This window comes from Glutamicibacter protophormiae (assembly GCF_016894325.1).
GTDB lineage: Bacteria > Actinomycetota > Actinomycetes > Actinomycetales > Micrococcaceae > Glutamicibacter > Glutamicibacter protophormiae.
In genome coordinates this window covers 2,392,461-2,408,829 of record NZ_CP069806.1, presented here as the reverse complement: position 1 = coordinate 2,408,829, position 16,369 = coordinate 2,392,461, and the positions used below count along the sequence as shown (strand labels likewise).

9 protein-coding genes and 3 tRNA genes are annotated in these 16,369 nt (G+C 63.0%); 8 read left to right on the top strand and 4 right to left on the bottom strand.

All coding sequences use genetic code 11. From position 1 onward, the window contains the following. Positions 1-2: 2 nt before the first annotated feature. Entirely contained in the window at positions 3-1,310 is a 1,308-nt protein-coding gene (locus tag JQN66_RS11165; protein WP_239463990.1) for a phosphotransferase, read from the bottom strand. Positions 1,311-1,538: 228 nt separating this feature from the next. On the opposite strand from JQN66_RS11165, the gene nudC reads away from it, so the two are divergent. From nudC to JQN66_RS11150, 3 genes are all read left to right on the top strand, one after another. Continuing rightward, positions 1,539-2,393 carry an NAD(+) diphosphatase gene (gene nudC / locus JQN66_RS11160; protein ID WP_204675008.1) on the top strand — a complete coding sequence of 285 codons (855 nt, stop codon included), beginning with the start codon at positions 1,539-1,541 and terminating at the stop codon, positions 2,391-2,393. Further along, positions 2,393-4,516 carry an ATP-dependent DNA helicase UvrD2 gene (locus tag JQN66_RS11155; RefSeq protein WP_204675006.1) on the top strand — a complete coding sequence of 708 codons (2,124 nt, stop codon included), beginning with the start codon at positions 2,393-2,395 and terminating at the stop codon, positions 4,514-4,516. Before nudC ends, JQN66_RS11155 begins: the two co-directional genes overlap by 1 nt. 121 nt (positions 4,517-4,637) lie before the next feature. After that, positions 4,638-5,249, top strand: a complete 612-nt coding sequence (locus JQN66_RS11150) for a M48 metallopeptidase family protein (RefSeq protein ID WP_204675004.1) — start codon at positions 4,638-4,640, stop codon at positions 5,247-5,249. Between the two features lie 109 nt (positions 5,250-5,358). On the opposite strand, the gene JQN66_RS11145 is transcribed toward JQN66_RS11150, so the two are convergent. Continuing rightward, a complete protein-coding gene (locus tag JQN66_RS11145) occupies positions 5,359-6,795 on the bottom strand; it encodes a zinc-dependent metalloprotease (RefSeq protein ID WP_204675002.1) in 1,437 nt (478 codons plus the stop codon). A gap of 177 nt (positions 6,796-6,972) precedes the next feature. Between JQN66_RS11145 and JQN66_RS11140 the strand changes: the two genes are divergently transcribed. The 5 genes from JQN66_RS11140 (at position 6,973) to JQN66_RS11120 (ending at position 13,217) form a co-directional block, all read left to right on the top strand. Then, positions 6,973-8,088, top strand: coding sequence for a YlbL family protein (locus JQN66_RS11140; protein WP_204675000.1), 1,116 nt, complete (start codon positions 6,973-6,975; stop codon positions 8,086-8,088). Positions 8,089-8,301: 213 nt separating this feature from the next. Continuing rightward, complete coding sequence (locus JQN66_RS11135) at positions 8,302-11,262, top strand: UPF0182 family membrane protein (protein ID WP_239463989.1); 2,961 nt, start codon at positions 8,302-8,304, stop codon at positions 11,260-11,262. A gap of 64 nt (positions 11,263-11,326) precedes the next feature. After that, positions 11,327-11,400: transfer RNA gene (locus JQN66_RS11130), tRNA-Met, on the top strand. Between the two features lie 872 nt (positions 11,401-12,272). After that, a tRNA-Met gene (locus JQN66_RS11125) sits at positions 12,273-12,349 on the top strand. A gap of 791 nt (positions 12,350-13,140) precedes the next feature. After that, positions 13,141-13,217 (top strand) — tRNA-Met (locus tag JQN66_RS11120). A gap of 187 nt (positions 13,218-13,404) precedes the next feature. Here JQN66_RS11120 and JQN66_RS11115 read toward each other — a convergent pair. Both JQN66_RS11115 and JQN66_RS18610 read right to left on the bottom strand, forming a co-directional pair. Further along, positions 13,405-14,136 carry a PspA/IM30 family protein gene (locus JQN66_RS11115; protein ID WP_188946620.1) on the bottom strand — a complete coding sequence of 244 codons (732 nt, stop codon included), beginning with the start codon at positions 14,134-14,136 and terminating at the stop codon, positions 13,405-13,407. A gap of 74 nt (positions 14,137-14,210) precedes the next feature. Beyond that, a complete protein-coding gene (locus tag JQN66_RS18610) occupies positions 14,211-16,259 on the bottom strand; it encodes a TPM domain-containing protein (protein ID WP_204674996.1) in 2,049 nt (682 codons plus the stop codon). Between the last annotated feature and the right edge of the window lie 110 nt (positions 16,260-16,369).

Genomic DNA, 16,369 nt, shown 5'->3' with positions numbered 1-16,369 from the left:
GCTCACCTGGAGGAGTCGGGTCCGTCCTCTGCCGAGGGGGCGGATTCCTCCTCCGGCGCCGCCGGATCGGAGGCGCCGGGACCTGCCTGGCGTTCTCCGGCCTTCGCGGCGGTCCCGGGGGCCGCGGCGTTGGCTGGATTCCCGGCCTTGGGCTGGGGGTCCGGCTCGGCGCCATTCGAGGCGGCTCCGTTCGGGGCTTCCGCCGGTGCAGCAGCTGAAGCGTTGCCTCCCAGCGCGGTGACCTTGGAAGAATTGACGGTCGGGGCCGAAGACTTGGGCACCATTACGGGGCGTTCGCTTGCCGGCGCCGGCGGTGCCGGGCTTGCGGCAGGTGCCGCCGGGGTGCCCAGCGGGCGCGGCGCTTCGACGACGGACAGCGGCTGGCCGCCGTACTCGGCGATATTCCGGTCCAGTTCCTGGAGCATCTCCTCGGCTTCGGCGATGCGTTCGGCATCCTTGCTGTCCAGCGACTTGACCAGCCATTGGGCCAAGGCGAACTCGGCGGCGAGCGCCGCCCGGCGCATGATGTGCGGGTCGGCGGATTTTCCGCGGGCCTCGACGTAGGCGGCGAACACGCGCTCGCTGAAGTTCTGGTCCTCGATGGCCGACAGCCACGCAAAATCGTCCGCCGGGTCCCCGACATGCAGGTCGGTCCAGCCCTTGACGGCGGTAATGCTCGACTGGGAAATCTGGATCTGCTCTTCGTCGAAGTCGCCGTGCACCACGGCTGCGTTGAAGCGCCACAGGGAGACGTCTTCCATTGCATGCTCCCAGCGGCGCAGCAGCCGGCTGGGAACCTTGCCGGTGGCGGCTGCGGTATCCAGCTCGTTGAGCTTGCGCTGGCGCACCTCGTCGGCGGTGTAGGTCGGAAGCCCGGCGATCTCCACGGACTCATCGGGAATCTGGTGGATGGCCGCCATGCACTGTCCCAAGGCGGCCGCCAAGCGGCTGCCCTCGTCCACCAGTTCGTCCAAGTTCGGAACCCGGCCCGGAAGATCCTTGTAGACGAAGGTGCGCAGCGAACCCTGGCGCACCGTGCCGGCCACGCTGGGCAGGGCGAAGGGCAGGGAAGCGCGGACCTTCGCGGAGAAAGCGCGCAATGCCGACAACTCCGCTTCCAGCCTCATGCTGGCTTCGTCATGGCGCGGCGAACGTACGCGCCAGCGGTGCTTCTGCGCGTCGACGATCAGGGCTGAATCGAAGTCTTCTGCATCATCGGATAGCGCGGCAAAGCCCACCGGTGACAATCCGGGTACAGCGGCGGTGGCAATTGCGGCGAGTTCCATGGCAGTGCGTTTCACAATGTCCACCGTATGCGAGATTCCTTTCGGCATCGTTGAATGACGCACGGAAGATGCGCCGTTTTCCAGCGAAATACCGGTGTTGCGATGAAGATCATTGTCAATTATTTCCACAGCGTCTTGCTGGCGCGTTCCCGTCTCCTCGAAGTGCACTAGGTTAGAAGTATGGCGTTGGCAGACATTTACCGTTCACCGATTAGTGGTTTGAGCTTTTCCCGGTCACAGATTCACCGACCTTTGACGGAACGCGACGATCCGGAAAAGCTGCCGCGAGCCCTCTCCGAAGCGTCCACCCGGGTTCTGCTGCTCTCCGAGGCCGGTGCCGCCGTCACCGGCGGCCAACTGCTGTTTCTCGACGGTCCTGCCTACGTGCCGCAGGCCGATGACCGCCAGGTGTTCCTCGGATCCCATGGGGCGCAGAGCTTCGTGCTGGCCATCGTCAGTTCCGAGCATTACCCGCAGATCGCCCCCGAGCAGTGGATCAGCCTGCGCGAGGCATTCACCGTCCTGGGCAGCATCGAAGCGGAGCTTTTTGTCGAAGCCCAGGCCATCGCGAACTGGATCCGAACGGAAAAGTTCTGCCCGCGGTGCGGATCGGCAACCCGGTCCGCCACCTTCGGCTGGGGCCAGCGTTGCGTGGCGAATGGCCACGAACTGTTCCCGCGCACCGATCCAGCGGTCATCGCCGCGATCATCGACGCCGAGGATCGCATCCTGCTCGGAGCCAATGCGACATTCCGAACGCACATGTATTCGGTCCTGGCAGGCTTCGTGGAAGCCGGCGAGTCCTTGGAGTCCGCGGTGCGCCGCGAGATCTTCGAGGAATCCGGCGTCCATGTGGGGGATGTCGCCTACCGCGGCTCCCAGCCGTGGCCGCTGCCCCGTTCGCTCATGCTCGGCTTCACCGGGGAAGCGTTGAGCACCGAGCTGGTCCCGGATGGCGCCGAAATCCAGGACCTGCGCTGGTTCACCCGTGAACAGCTCGGCGCGGAATTGCGCGCCGGCAGCCTGCAGATTCCCCGCGGTGCATCCATCGCGCATGCATTGATCAAGTCCTGGTACGGCGAGGACCTTCCGGAGGCATCCAAATAGTGAGCGCGTACGACAACCCTCCAATCCACGACCTGCTGGCCGGCCTCGATGCCGAGCAACGGGAAGCCGCTGAAACCCTGCGCGGACCACTGTGCATCCTTGCCGGTGCCGGCACCGGTAAAACCCGGGCCATCACGCACCGCATAGCCCACGGCGTCCATTCGGGCATCTACAATCCGACCAGTGTGCTGGCCCTGACCTTCACCACCCGCGCCGCCTCGGAAATGCGCACCCGGCTGCGCCAGCTCGGCGCCGCCGGGGTGCAGACGCGCACCTTCCATGCCGCCGCGTTGCGCCAGCTGCAGTATTTCTGGCCCCAGTCCATCGGCGGAACCCTGCCGAATCTGGTGGAGCACAAGGCGCCGCTGATTGCCGAGGCCGCCCGCAGGCTGCGCATTTCCAGCGACCGTGCCATGGTGCGGGATCTTGCGGCCGAGGTCGAATGGGCCAAGGTCTCCATGCATTCCCCGGAAAGCTACGCCAAGATCGTTGAAAGCCGCGAAATGCCCAATGGCCTGGCCCCGGTGAGCATGGCCCGGATCTTCCAGACCTACGAGGAGCTCAAGGACGACCGCAGCGTCATCGACTTCGAGGATGTGCTGCTGCTGACCAGCGCGATCCTGGAAGAGGACGAAAAGGTGGCGGCCAGCGTGCGCCTGCAGTACCGGCATTTCGTGGTCGACGAGTATCAGGACGTTTCGCCGCTGCAGCAGCGGTTGCTGGACTTGTGGCTTGGAGCCCGGGACGAACTGTGCGTGGTCGGCGATGCATCGCAGACCATCTATTCCTTCACCGGGGCGCGCCCGGACTACCTGCTGAACTTCGGAACCCGCTTCCCGGAAGCGAAGATCGTCAAGCTCGTGCGCGACTACCGTTCGACCCCGGAAATCGTTTCCCTGGCGAACAAAGTGCTTGCCACCCGCCGTATCGAAACCGCGGTGCCCGACCGCACCGTCACCTGGCCGGAGCCGCTGGAGCTCGTGGCCCAGCGGGACCACGGGCCCGCCCCCGAATTCTTCGAGGCGACCGATGACGAGAACGAAGCCGACGAGGTCGCCCAGCGGATCAAGATGCTGGTCAAGCAGGGCCAGGACATCTCAGAGGTTGCGGTGCTGTATCGCACCAACGGGCAGTCGCAGGCCTTCGAGCAGGCACTGACCGCCCATTCGATCCCGTATGTCATGCGCGGCGCCGAACGCTTCTTCTCGCGACGAGAAGTCAAGGAAGGAATGCTCGCCCTGCGTGCGGCGCTGAACGTTTCGCAAGACGAGAACGTGGCGCAGCTCGTCCGCGACGTGCTTTCCTCCCACGGGTATTCCGCCGCTGCGCCCAGCGGCGGCACCGGCGCCGTGAGGCAGCGCTGGGAATCGCTTTCGGCACTGGTGCGCCTGGCCGACGAACTCGTCGAGGGCCGCAAGACGCAGGGGGAGAAGGCGACGCTGCATGATGTGGTCCGCGAGCTCGAAGAGCGCGCCGCGATCCAGCACGCACCGACCCTGGACGGCGTGACACTGGCATCCTTCCACGCCGCCAAGGGCCTGGAATGGGACGTGGTGTTCCTGGCCGGCCTGAGCGACGGACTGGTCCCGATCACCTATGCCAAGGACCAGGCCGGATACGACGAAGAACGCCGCCTGCTCTACGTGGGCATCACCCGTGCCCGCATCCGCTTGTACCTGTCCTGGTCGCTCGCCCGGACCCCGGGCGGTCGTGCCCACCGCTACCCTTCGAGGTTCCTGGACGGCATTAAATCGGTGCGCCAGGCCAGCAGCAGGCAGCAGGCCCCGGCCAAACGCCGCGAGCAGAAGGTGACTCCGGCGGTGTGCAGCACCTGCGGCTCCTTCCTCACCAGCGCCAAGGAACGCAAACTCAAGCGCTGCTCCTCCTGTCCGGCGACCTACGACGAAGCCCTCTTCGAAGCGTTGCGTGCTTGGCGCTCGCAGGTAGCCAGCTCGAACTCGGTTCCGGCCTTCGTGATCTTCACCGATGCGACGCTGATGGCCATCTCGGAGCATCGGCCGACCTCTGAGCAGGCGCTGGGCAAGATCTCCGGGGTGGGCCGCAGCAAACTGGAACGCTACGGCCAGGCCGTGCTGGAAGTGCTCTCCGACCACCTCGGCTAGGTTTTGCACAACCGGTGCCCGCGGCACAACAACCGCGAGGCCCCGGCCTATGGTGAACCGTAGCCACGCGGCTCGTATCCGGTCCCCGGATGCCTGCCCCAGTCCTGAAGGGAACGCGCCCATGCCTGCCTTGCCGAAGACCATAGACTTCGTGGCCTTGGACGACATTCCGGTGCGCGTCGTGCGGTCGGCCAAACGGCGGAAGACGATTTCCTCCCAGTGGAGGGAAGACCGGCTTGTCGTCCAGGTGCCTGCGGCGCTGGATGAACGCTCGGAACGGATGCTGGTCGACGAGATGGTCAAGAAGTACCGCCGCAATCGTGTCCAGCGTGCCGAGGCGACCAGCGACGCGGGCCTCGCGGCCCGGGCCGAGCAGTTGGACCGTCGCTATTTCGGAGGCCTGGCGCAGCCGGTCTCCGTGCGCTGGGTCAACAACCAGAACAAGCGCTGGGGGTCGGCCAGCGTGTTTCAAAAGACGATCCGGCTTTCCTCGAAGCTGCTGCACACCCCTCAGTGGGTGCAGGACTTCGTGCTGGTGCACGAGCTTGCGCATCTGGTGGCGCCCAGGGACGGCCACGGCGCTACGTTCCAGGCACTGCTGGACAGGTTTGAACGCCGCGCCGAGGCCGACCAGTACCTGGCCGGTTTCAGCGCAGGTTACCGGGCCCACGCAGCGGACACCGGACAGGATGCGGCCGAGGCGGGCGGGTTCGACGGCGACGAGGACGAATAGTCTGTTCCTTCACGGGGCACCGACGCTTTTCAGCCGGGACAGCAATGGTGCGGGCGCCGAATCGAGAAGATTCGGCGCCCGCACCACGTTACCGGTCCCGGAGAACAGGCTAGGCCTTGGGATCCTGCGGATCCTCGTCGTTGTTCTCATCCTTCGGCGCTTCGGCGACGGGGTCGATGCCGTCGAATTCGCCGTTGAGCAACTTGCCCAGGGCCACGTCGAATTCGTCGAATTCTTCGGCGGCCTCTTCACGGCGCTTGGTGAAGCCGGCGGGATCGCTCAGGTCCGCTTGGGTCGGCATCAGGTCTGGATGGTCCCAGACGGCGTCGCGGCCGTCGATTCCCCGCTCGTTGAACAGGTGCTCCCACAGGGCCGCCGCTTCACGCAGCTTGCGCGGGCGCAGTTCCAAGCCGACCAAGGCGGCAAACGTCGACTCCGCCGGTCCGCCTGATGCGCGGCGGCGGCGCATGGTCTCGCGCAGGTGGCCTGCGAACGGCAGGTTCTGGGCCGCTTCGGAGACGACATGGTCGACCCAACCTTCGATCAGAGCCAAGGTGAGCTCCAGATTTTCCAAGGCCTTGTCCTGGGTCTGGGTGCGCTGCGGGGTGAACAGCCCCTCGCCGAGCATGGACTGCAGCGCTTCGGGATTCGACGGGTCGATCCCGCGAACTGCTTCCTCGATGCGCGACATGTCGATGTGGATGCCGCGGGCGTAGGACTCCACGGCGCCGATGAGCTTGGCGCTCAGCCAGGGTACGCGGTTGAACAGGCGGGCGTGGGCGCTTTCGCGCAGCACCGCATAGAGCAGCACTTCCTGCTCCGGAATTTCCAGGCCGTCGCCGAACGCGGAAACGTTGGTTGCCACGATGCCCGGGGTCGTGCCGGCCAGCGGCAACCCGATATCGGTACCGCCAAGCACGTCCTTGGCCAGTTCTCCCAGCGCGGAGCCGAGCTGCATGCCGAACATGCTGGCGCCGAGGTTGCGGAACATGCCGTCGGCGTTGCCGAGCATGCCCTTCATCTCCTCGGGAATCTGGTCCTTCATGGCACTGGTAATCGCCTGGGCCACGGATTCAGCCACCGGCTCGGTGATCTTCTTCCAGGTGCCCAGCGTCTTGTCGTACCAGCGCTTGCGGGTCCACGCCTCGATGGGGGCGGAACCTGCTTCGAAAACGGTGGAGTTGTTCAGCCACAGGTCCGCCAGGTAGGACGCGTCGGTGATCGCGCTTTGGCGTGCAACCGAAACCTCGGGGTCTTCGCTGGCGTAGGCCTGCAGGGCGGTGTCGGAGGCGAGCTTCCAGTTCACCGGACCGGATGACGCATTGCTGCTCATCATTGCTGACATCATGGCCTGCGCCTGCTGCATCATTTTCTGCATCGCCGCCGGGTCGCCCTGGGCCCCCAGGGCGTCTCGCAGCTGCGGTGGAAGATTATTTGGGTCGAATCCGCTGCCGAAGAGCTGACCAAACATCGCAGAGAACGGATCCTGCGGGTTGTTCTCGTCGTCGTTACCGTCGGGGCGGTTATTCGGGGGGTTCTGTGCCATGTAGTTAAAACTACCGCCTGCGGCTGGGAGTTCGCAGTCGGAATAGTCCCAGTTCGCTTTCGGCACATAGATTATGAACGCTTCCTCATGAATTTCACAGCATGCCTTCAGTAGGGTTAACAGTAGCCTTGCCACTCTCGGCATTGCTGCACCAATTTTCCGTCAGGAGCAGGGTACGTGTACGAACAGGAACCAGTCATTTCAGCCAGCGACCCGGCTCCTACCGGTGCGCCTGGCAGGGGTTTCTCGCGAGTGCAGCGCACCAGCGCCGGAATGATCGCCCTGCTGCTCATCGGCGTGATGATGTTCCTGCCCACGAACTTCGTGATCCGTTCGCCAGGCCCGGTGCTCAATACGCTCGGCGAAGTCGATGGCACCGAACTGATCACCATCGAGGGCGCCAAGTCCTACGAATCCGAGAGCACGCTGGACATGCTGACCGTGTTCGTCCAGGGCGGCGGATCCAATCGCGTGACCATCCCGGTGGTGCTGGAAGCGCTGTTCAACCCGACAAAAGACATCGCCCCGGAGGAAACCGTCATCCCGCGCGGCGTGAGCACCGATGAGCAGTCGGAGCAGAACGACATGCAGATGGTTTCCTCGCAGGACCAGTCGGTGGCCGCGGCGCTAACCGAGCTGGGCTACGACTTCAAGACGTGGCTGGATGTCGCAGGGTTCGCCACCGATGCAAACAAGGCAGTCCTCAAGGAAGGCGACCGGTTGCTGAAGTACGAGGGCAAGGAGATCACGTCGCTCGAACAGCTGAAGGCGGATCTCGACGAGCATGGTGATGCGCCGGCGACGATGACTATCCAGCGGCCCGGCGGCAAGGCAGCAGCCAAGCAGCTGGACGTGGAAGTTTCCACCACGCTCGGCGAGACCGGAAACCGGCAATTGGGCGTGCTGCTGAACACCACCCACGATTTCCCGATCGACGTGAAGTTCGGCGTCGAGAACATCGGCGGGCCGAGCGCCGGCATGATGTTCGCACTGGCGATCATCGACCGCCTCACCGAGGGTTCTCTGGCAGGGGACCACCACGTGTCCGGAACGGGCAGCATCGACCAGGCCGGAAACGTCGGGCCCATCGGCGGCATCGCCCAGAAAATGGTCTCCGCCAAGAAGGAAGGGGCAACGGAGTTCCTGGCTCCGGCGGAGAACTGTCCGGAAGTCGTCGGGAGAGTCCCCGACGGATTAAACGTTGTCAAGGTATCGACGCTGCACGAAGCACGCGAAGTCCTTGAAAAGGTGGCCAGCGGCGCGGACCCGGCCAGCATGACGACCTGCGAATAGATTTAGCTGCGCAACACGGGAAGAATGTGGTGCAGACAGCAAGACTGGTGCGTAATCGCTCGCACGTGAATTAGGTACATGAGTTCTGACGCGAAACCAGCGTCGGGGACACAAGGTAAGGAATAAATAGTGTCATACGGATCGGATACACCGTCCGGGGGCCCACCGCGGCCCCGCCAACCGCAGCAACCGTCCAGGCCCTCGGGCAAGAAGGTGTCTCCGCTGACCCTGACCATCTTCGCGGTGGTCATCTTGGTCGCGGTGTTCGTTTTCCTGTCCAATTTCTACGCAGATATCCTGTGGTTCAACCAGCTGGGCTTCTCCGAGGTCTATTGGACCGAGCGCATTGCCAAGCTGGTGATCTTCCTGATCGCCCTGGTTCTCATGGCTGTTCCGATGTGGTTCTCCATGCGCAGCGCCTACAAGCACCGTCCGGTCTACGCACCCGACGGCGGCCGTGCGGACTCGATGTCGCGCTACCAGACCCAGCTGGAGCCGGTTCGCCGCTTCCTGATGATCGGCATTCCGCTGGTGGTCGGCATCTTCGCCGCCGTGGCGGTAGCCGGACAGTGGAAGACCATCCTGCTGTTCCTCAACCGCACCCCGTGGGGGAGCACCGATCCGCAGTTCAACATGGATCTGTCCTTCTTCATGTTCTCGCTGCCATTCATCGCACTGGTCACCGGATTCCTGATCTCGGTAGTGCTGCTCAGCGGTGTGGCCGGCTTGCTGACCCACTACCTCTACGGCGGCATCCGTGTTGAAGAGCGCGGCGGCATCACCATTGGCAAGGCAGCCCGCGTGCACACCGCCATTGTGGTGGCAGTCTTCCTGCTGCTTCAAGCAGTGAACTTCTGGATTGGCCAGTACGAGACCCTGACCGACCAGTCCGGCCGCGTGGCCGGTGCGCTGTACCGCGACGTGCATGCAGTCATCCCTGCGCAGATGATCCTGGCGATCGTCGCCGTGCTGATTGCCATCACCTTCGTGATCGCCGCAATCACCGGCCGCTGGCGCCTGCCGCTGATCGGTACCGCAATGCTGGTGATCACCATGATCGTGGCCAGCGGCGTGTACCCGTACATGGTGCAGCAGTTCCAGGTTGTGCCTTCCCAGCGTGCGCTGGAAAGCCCGTACATCGAACGCAACATCGAGATGACACGACAGGCCTACGGTCTGGACGACATCGAGGTCACCCAGTACGACGCGACCGTGACCACCGAGAAGAACGCGTTGGCCAAGGAAACCTCGACGACCGCGAACATCCGCCTGCTTGATCCCAACCTGGTCTCGGCCGCCTTCGCGCAGCTGCAGCAGTTCCGCGGTTACTACACCTTCGCCGAAACCCTCAACGTGGACCGCTACAAGGTCAACGGCAAGGTCGAGGACACCGTGATCGCGGCCCGCGAAGTCAACGTTTCGCCGACCGACACCTGGGTGAACCAGCACATCTCCTACACCCACGGCTACGGCCTGGTTGCCGCCTACGGCAACCGCGTTGCCGCCGGCGGCCGTCCGGACTTCATGCTCGGCGGCATCCCTACCAACGGCGATTTGGCCAGCGACAAGGACTACGAGCCGCGCATCTACTTCGGCGAGAATTCGCCGCAGTACTCGATCGTCGGCGGCCCGGAGGAGGGCTGGGACGACCGCGAGCTGGACCGCCCGAGCGCCAGCGGCGACGCCCAGGACACCCGCTACACCTTCACCGGCAACGGCGGCCCGAACGTGGGCAACATGTTCAACCGCATCGTCTACTCGCTGAAATTCGCCTCGACCGACCTGCTGCTTTCGCAGGACGTAAACGCCGATTCGCAGATCCTCTACGACCGCGATCCACGCGAGCGCGTCAGCAAGGTTGCCCCGTACCTGACCCTGGATTCGAACGCCTACCCGGCGATCGTCGACGGCCGCGTGCAGTGGATCATCGACGGCTACACCACGTCGAACAACTTCCCGTACTCGCAGCAGCAGCAGCTGTCCTCCGCGGTCACGGATTCCCTGACCAACGCCCAGGACATCGACGCGCTCAACGGACGCGTGAACTACCTGCGCAACTCGGTCAAGGCTACCGTCGATGCCTACGATGGCTCGGTCAAGCTGTACGCCTGGGATGACGAAGATCCGCTGCTGAAGTCCTGGCAGAGCATCTTCCCGAACACCATCCAGCCGATGACGGACATGTCGGCACAACTGATGGAGCATGTGCGCTACCCCGAGGACATGTTCAAGGTGCAGCGCGAAGTCTTGTCGACGTACCACGTGGATGATCCAGGTACGTTCTACGAGGCGAATGACGCATGGGCAGTCCCGGATGACCCGACCACCGCCAACGCAAAGGTCAAGCAGCCTCCGTACTACATGTCGCTGAAGATGCCGACGCAGGATGAAGCTGCGTTCTCGTTGACCTCGACCTTCATCCCTGCAAGCTCGGCCAGCGGCCAGCAGCGCAACGTGCTGTTCGGATTCCTCTCGGCGAACGCGGATGCGGGAACCGCAGCGGGAACCAAATCCGAGGACTACGGCAAGCTCAGACTCTTGGAGCTGCCGACCGACACCGCCGTGCCGGGCCCCGGCCAGGCACAGCAGAACTTCGATACGAATACACGGGTGACCCAGGAGCTTAACCTGCTTCGCCAGGGTGCTTCGGAAGTGAAGAACGGCAACCTGCTGTCGCTGCCTGTTGGTGGCGGTATCCTCTATGTCCAGCCTGTCTATGTCCAGTCCTCGGGTGCTACAAGCTACCCGACATTGCGCAAGGTGCTGGTGGCCTTCGGCGACCAGGTTGGATTTGCCGATACGCTCACCGAAGCCCTTGACCAGGTCTTTGGCGGCGACTCGGGTGCGGTGACCGGTGAAAGCGGCGCCAACGCTGGCGAGAAGCCGAGTGAGGGCGACAACGGTTCGAAGCCGACGCAGACCGACTCCCAGAAGCTTTCTGACGCACTGAACGCCGCCAATGCGGCGATCAAGGCCGGTCAAGAAGCCTTGGCCAAGAACGACTTCGCCGCCTATGGCAAGTCGCAGAAGGACCTGGAAGCCGCGCTGCAGAAGGCCATCGAGGCCGATGCCGCGATTAATGGCACTCCAAAGGAACCCGAGAATCCAGCCCAGGACCAGGGCAGCGAACAGGGAACTGAATCGCCTGCCCCAACCGACGGGAACAACGGATAGTTCAACTGGCACGAACGCCCGATTTGCGTTTCACTCCGCGATGATGCAATAATTGACTAGTCATCGCGGGGTGGAGCAGTTCGGTAGCTCGCCGGGCTCATAACCCGGAGGTCAGAGGTTCAAATCCTCTCCCCGCCACGAAGGCCAAAAAGACGGAAGCGAAAGCTTCCGTCTTTTTGCATTCCCAGGCACCTGAACCTGACGTCAAGATCGTGAATCTGGCAGGACAGCTTCCCCTCATTTGTTATGGACGTCTCGGACGCTGTCCTTCGAGCCGTTCGCAGCCGCCCATTGCAGCTGGCCGGCGGTTTTCCATCATCATTCCCTGCGAAGTTCAAATGACCGTCACTGGCAGCGTCTCCTCGGGTTCAAGTTAGCGTCGCGGTCCGAACGCAAGTTTGGTCTCAAGGTCCCGTGACGAATGCAGAATCGCATCCGAGCCGAGAGTGGATTCCAGGGCGGGTGCAGATGAAGCATTCATCCGCAATGAACTTTGCCAGCGAAGCCCGCAGTGAATTTCCTGCGGCCGGTCTGACGGCAGAAACCTTGTCCGTCCAGGTTGCGTTCCGTGATCGAGCGCTGATCCGGCCCGCTGCGATGCCACCGCCGCCCGTAACGCGCTTGAGGGCCTTGCCCAGCCGTGCCGGCCGGGGAAGTGTCCTCCCGGCGGGCATGGACGTTGCTAGCGGCCGCAAACCGGCAAAGAATGGCACCGTCGACAGCCTGAAGGCCAGGAAGCCAGGGCTCGCAGCCGGCCTCCAGCGTCGCGCACGATAACAAGTGCGACTCGGCCTCGGCGCCTGTGCTCGGAATTCCCGCTCGGCGCACGGCCTGGGGAACTCTCGGTCGTGTCCTGCTGCTGGACCAAGAGAAGCATTGAGCATCCGTTTTTACCGCTACCTTGAGGCTGGTTGCCGCTTCGACGAACTCCGAAGGCGACCGGGGTGACGAAGGCCACGGGCGCTCGATTCGCGATTCAGTTTCCTTGTTGGTAATGTTGTATTTACCGACGCGGGGTGGAGCAGTTCGGTAGCTCGCCGGGCTCATAACCCGGAGGTCAGAGGTTCAAATCCTCTCCCCGCCACCAAGGCGAAAGACGGAAGCGAAAGCTTCCGTCTTTTTTTATTTCCGAAGCGTATGCACCCACCCCTCGGATCCAATCAGCGCTGACGCATGGATCCTCCACGGCCATCGCAACCGCCCCACGAGGCTTCGGGCCGGACGCTGCCTCCAAGGCCTCCAGGAACTGCAGCGCGTACGACGGGGCGGCGGCCTCAGCTGGTGGCACCGCTCGCTCGCCCTCCTTATTGCGGGTCTGGCGGAATCGTTCGCAGGCTCGTCATCGATTGACGCGTGGCAGGCGCCATCCCCTGGTGGATCCAGATGCCATCAATTCCGACCCCGTCGAAGACCTCGTCGACGCGGCATGGGGGAGGGGGCACCGTCCGCCAGCAGGCGGTTCAGTAGCGGAAGAGCCACGCGGCTTGCCGCCTCCGTGATCTGTTGGGGTTTTCCTATTCGCCAACCGGTGGTCCGGGGTGGCCCATTGACCATGTTTGACTCGGGCCGGGCGGCGGTAGGTGGTTGAAGTGTTGCAGTTGATGCGCCGCGCTCATTGTTGGCCATTGCGCGTTGCCGTTTTCTTTCGGGGATTGACGGACTGCTTGGCTGGAGGTTTTCCGTCTGGGGTTGCTGTGCGGGGGTGGGATCCATGGGCGACTTGGTCCTTTCCCGGCTTTCGGGGGCGGGAGCGGGTTTTCAAGCCTCCTTTATCGCAGTTAGCCCGAGAAAGAGCCAAGCCGGAATGCAGTGGTGATGAACGACACGTGCCCCGGATTCGCGTTCATGGTTACGCGTTGGTAATGTTGTATTTACCGACGCGGGGTGGAGCAGTTCGGTAGCTCGCCGGGCTCATAACCCGGAGGTCAGAGGTTCAAATCCTCTCCCCGCCACCAAGGTGAATGGAGATCCGAAAGGGTCTCCATTTTGCTTTTCCCCGTGAATCTTCCTTCCGGGACCAGTGCGCGGGAATGCGCTTCACCACTTGCCGGGAACTGAAAAAAAGGGGCTCCCGCTTGGCTGACCTCGAACGGTCTTGCCAAGGGGGAGCCCCCTTTTCCCGGTGATGACCCCGGCCGGCGCTTAGCCTTCCAGCTGGCCCGTTTGCTTGGCCTTCAACGCGGCCAATCGGGCCTCTACCTCGGTCTGCTCCCCGAGATCTTCCAGCGATTCGAACTGTGCATCCAAGCTGGAGGATGCGAGCTCTGCGGCGCCGCGGACACGAGCCTCTTCGCGACGGACCTTTTCCTCGAAGCGGCCGATTTCGCTGGACGGATCCATGATGTTGACGGCCTTGACCGCCTCATTGACCTGGTTCTGGGCGTGGGCCGCCTTGGAACGGGCGATCAGCTCATCGCGCTTGCTGGACAGCTCGGTGCGCTTCTCCTTCATCTGGTTCAGGCCGGTCTTCAGCTTCTCGACGATTTCTCGCTGTGAAGCGATCGTCGGCTCGGCAGTCTTCATCTCCGATTCCGACTGCATCTGGCGCTGGATGGCCACCTTGGCCAAGTTGTCGAACTTGGCCGCGTCAGCGGCGTTTCCTGCGCTGCGGAACTCATCCGCCTTGTTGGAGGCGGCCAAGGCCTTGGTGCCCCAATCCGCAGCGGCCTGCTGGTCTTCCTTGTAATCGTCTTCGATCATTCGCAAGTTGCCGATGGTCTGGGCAATGGCCTGCTCGGCTTCGGCGATGTTGTCGTTGTAGTCCCGAACCATCTGATCCATCATCTTCTGGGGATCTTCTGCGGAATCAAGCAGTGCGTTGATGTTGGCTTTCGCCAGCTGGGAGATACGTCCGAAAATTGACTGTTTGGTCATGGTTGGCTCGTCCTGTCTGATTGATGATTATGAAATCGGGTCGTGCACACTGTCAAAATCTCTTGGCCGTCCGGCTAGAAGCTGCCGCCGCTTCCACCGAAGCCGCCGCCGCCCCCTCCTCCGAAGCCTCCACCGAAGCCGCCGAAGCCGCCGCCGCCGAACATCCCGCCGCCGTCGCCGTTGTTGCCGCCGTGGCCGCCATGGAGGATGGAATCGATGAGAATGCCGCCCAGCACCGCGCCGCCGATACCGTCGAACATGCCGCCGCGTCCGCGTCCTCGACCTCCATAGCCTCCACCGAAATCGTCTCCGCCGCCGAAGCCGTTGACGTCCTGTTCAGCCATGCTTGCAGCCTGATCGGCCAGCTGGATCGCGCGCTGGGCGGATGCCACTGCGGCGGAAGGGTTGCGGCTGGACTGCGAACGGGCGTCGTCGTAGGCGCGCTGTGCTTCGGATAGTCGGGTTCGCGCCGATGAACGTACGCCACCGCGACGGGCGCGGATGTAGTCTTCGGTGCCGTTGATCCGCGATTCGGCCGTATGCAGCAGGCTCTGCAGCTGCTCGCGAGCGGCCTGCTCCTGCTCTGCCTGGTTGCGCAAATTGGCCAGCGACGTCGCCAGCGGCTTGCTGGCTTCATTAAGCTGCGAAATCAGGGCTAGCGGGTTGTGCTTGCTGCCTAGTGACTGCTTGATGTTGTTCAAGGCGCTGAGCACACCGGCAACGGGGCCGGCCAAGTTGGGCTGGGAGCCATTATTCACCAGTGCTTGGGCCTGGGCTACATCTCGCGAGGCGAGCGCAACCGCGGATTCCAGATCGGATTCTGCCTGGCTCAGTGCCGTTGCGGACTTGTTGATGGCTTCCAGCAGGACTTCCGCCTGGTCCTGGGCTTCCTCCGCGTTCTGGATCAGCAGTGCGGCGTTTGCCCGGTCGCTGCCCAGCTGCTCGGAGGCCTGCTTCAGCGCCGAAGCGGCGAAACTCAGGCGATCAGAGGCCTGCTTTGCGTTGTCCAGGATTTGCGATACCGCGGACTGGTCGTACCTGTCGGTGAGCTGTTCAAGGATGGCAACCCGTGCGGAGAGCTGCTGATTCAGGGGTTCCTGCTCGGCGGCTACTTCGGTGATCCGGGTTTCTGCGTTCTGCTCCAACTGGCGCAGTTTCCTGAAGTCGTCGGCGTGCTTCTGCAACGTCTCATTGACCTGTCCGCAACGATTGATGATTTCGCCGAGCCAGGAGCGCTGCTCCTGTTCCGTGTCCGGGATGTCATCATCCAATTGCTGCTGCAGCCGGAATGATTCGGACAGGTGCTGCTTGGCCTGGACCAGGTCCTGGGTGAATACCTCGATGGGTTCTTTGCCGTATTGGGCTTCGGCGAATCCCAGCTCCTGCTCGGAGGAACGAATCGAGTCATCTGCTGCGACAAGCAGCTGGTCGGCTTGGCGGCGCAGCTGGTCCAACGGAACGAGCTGTTGCTGCGGCATGCCAGGGAAGCCGGGGCCCTGTCCCGTTGGCAACTGCGCAGACTTCGACTTTCCGCGGCGGCTCAACACCATGAACGCGACGACAGCGCCACCGGCGATGATGATCATGACCCAGAAGAAGCTGAAACCCGACGAGGAACTGGACGAACCGCTGCCGGCCAAGGTTCCGTTGTCGAAAGCCTCAATGCCTGAGATAGCACCCTCTGCCGCCCCCAACCAATCGTCATCGCCCAAGGCCGGTAGTACTTCATTCGAAAAGATCTCTTGGCGGTAATCATCGAGGGGGCTTTTGTCGGAAGTACCCAAGAATGCCTGGCGGCTTTCGGTTCCGACAACCAAAATGGCATCATTCGTGCCCATGTTCTTCTTGTTGAAAACTGCTTCGGCCCACTTCTGGGGATTCTCTGGGCTGGTGAACTCATCGACGTAGATGGCGAACAGGCTGTACCCAGTAGCCTTGCGCAGCTGCGCAATCTGGTTTTCCAGCTGTGGCACATCTGAACCAAGTACGTTTGAATTGTCGACAACGAAGTCCCCGGGAGGTATCGTGACCGGAGATTCCGCCATGGCCGGCGAGGTCAAACCCACCGCAGCCACCGAGGCCAATAGGGCTCCGGCCAATATTCGCCGAGCTTTGCTACTCATGCTTTCCCACCTGAACTGCTACGTCGTACTAAAACCAAGGGCGATACCCCGATTTGGTAAATACAGGAAGCCGTATTCACACTTCGAATTGATTCTATTTGCCCCAGTGA

What these genes read in the sequence shown, in the direction of transcription:
- JQN66_RS11150 (WP_204675004.1), top strand. Translation starts at nt 4,638, where the DNA reads ATGCCTGCCTTGCCGAAGACCATAGACTTCGTGGCCTTGGACGACATT.
- JQN66_RS11145 (WP_204675002.1), bottom strand. Translation starts at nt 6,795, where the DNA reads ATGGCACAGAACCCCCCGAATAACCGCCCCGACGGTAACGACGACGAG.
- JQN66_RS11115 (WP_188946620.1), bottom strand. Translation starts at nt 14,136, where the DNA reads ATGACCAAACAGTCAATTTTCGGACGTATCTCCCAGCTGGCGAAAGCC.
- JQN66_RS18610 (WP_204674996.1), bottom strand. Translation starts at nt 16,259, where the DNA reads ATGAGTAGCAAAGCTCGGCGAATATTGGCCGGAGCCCTATTGGCCTCG.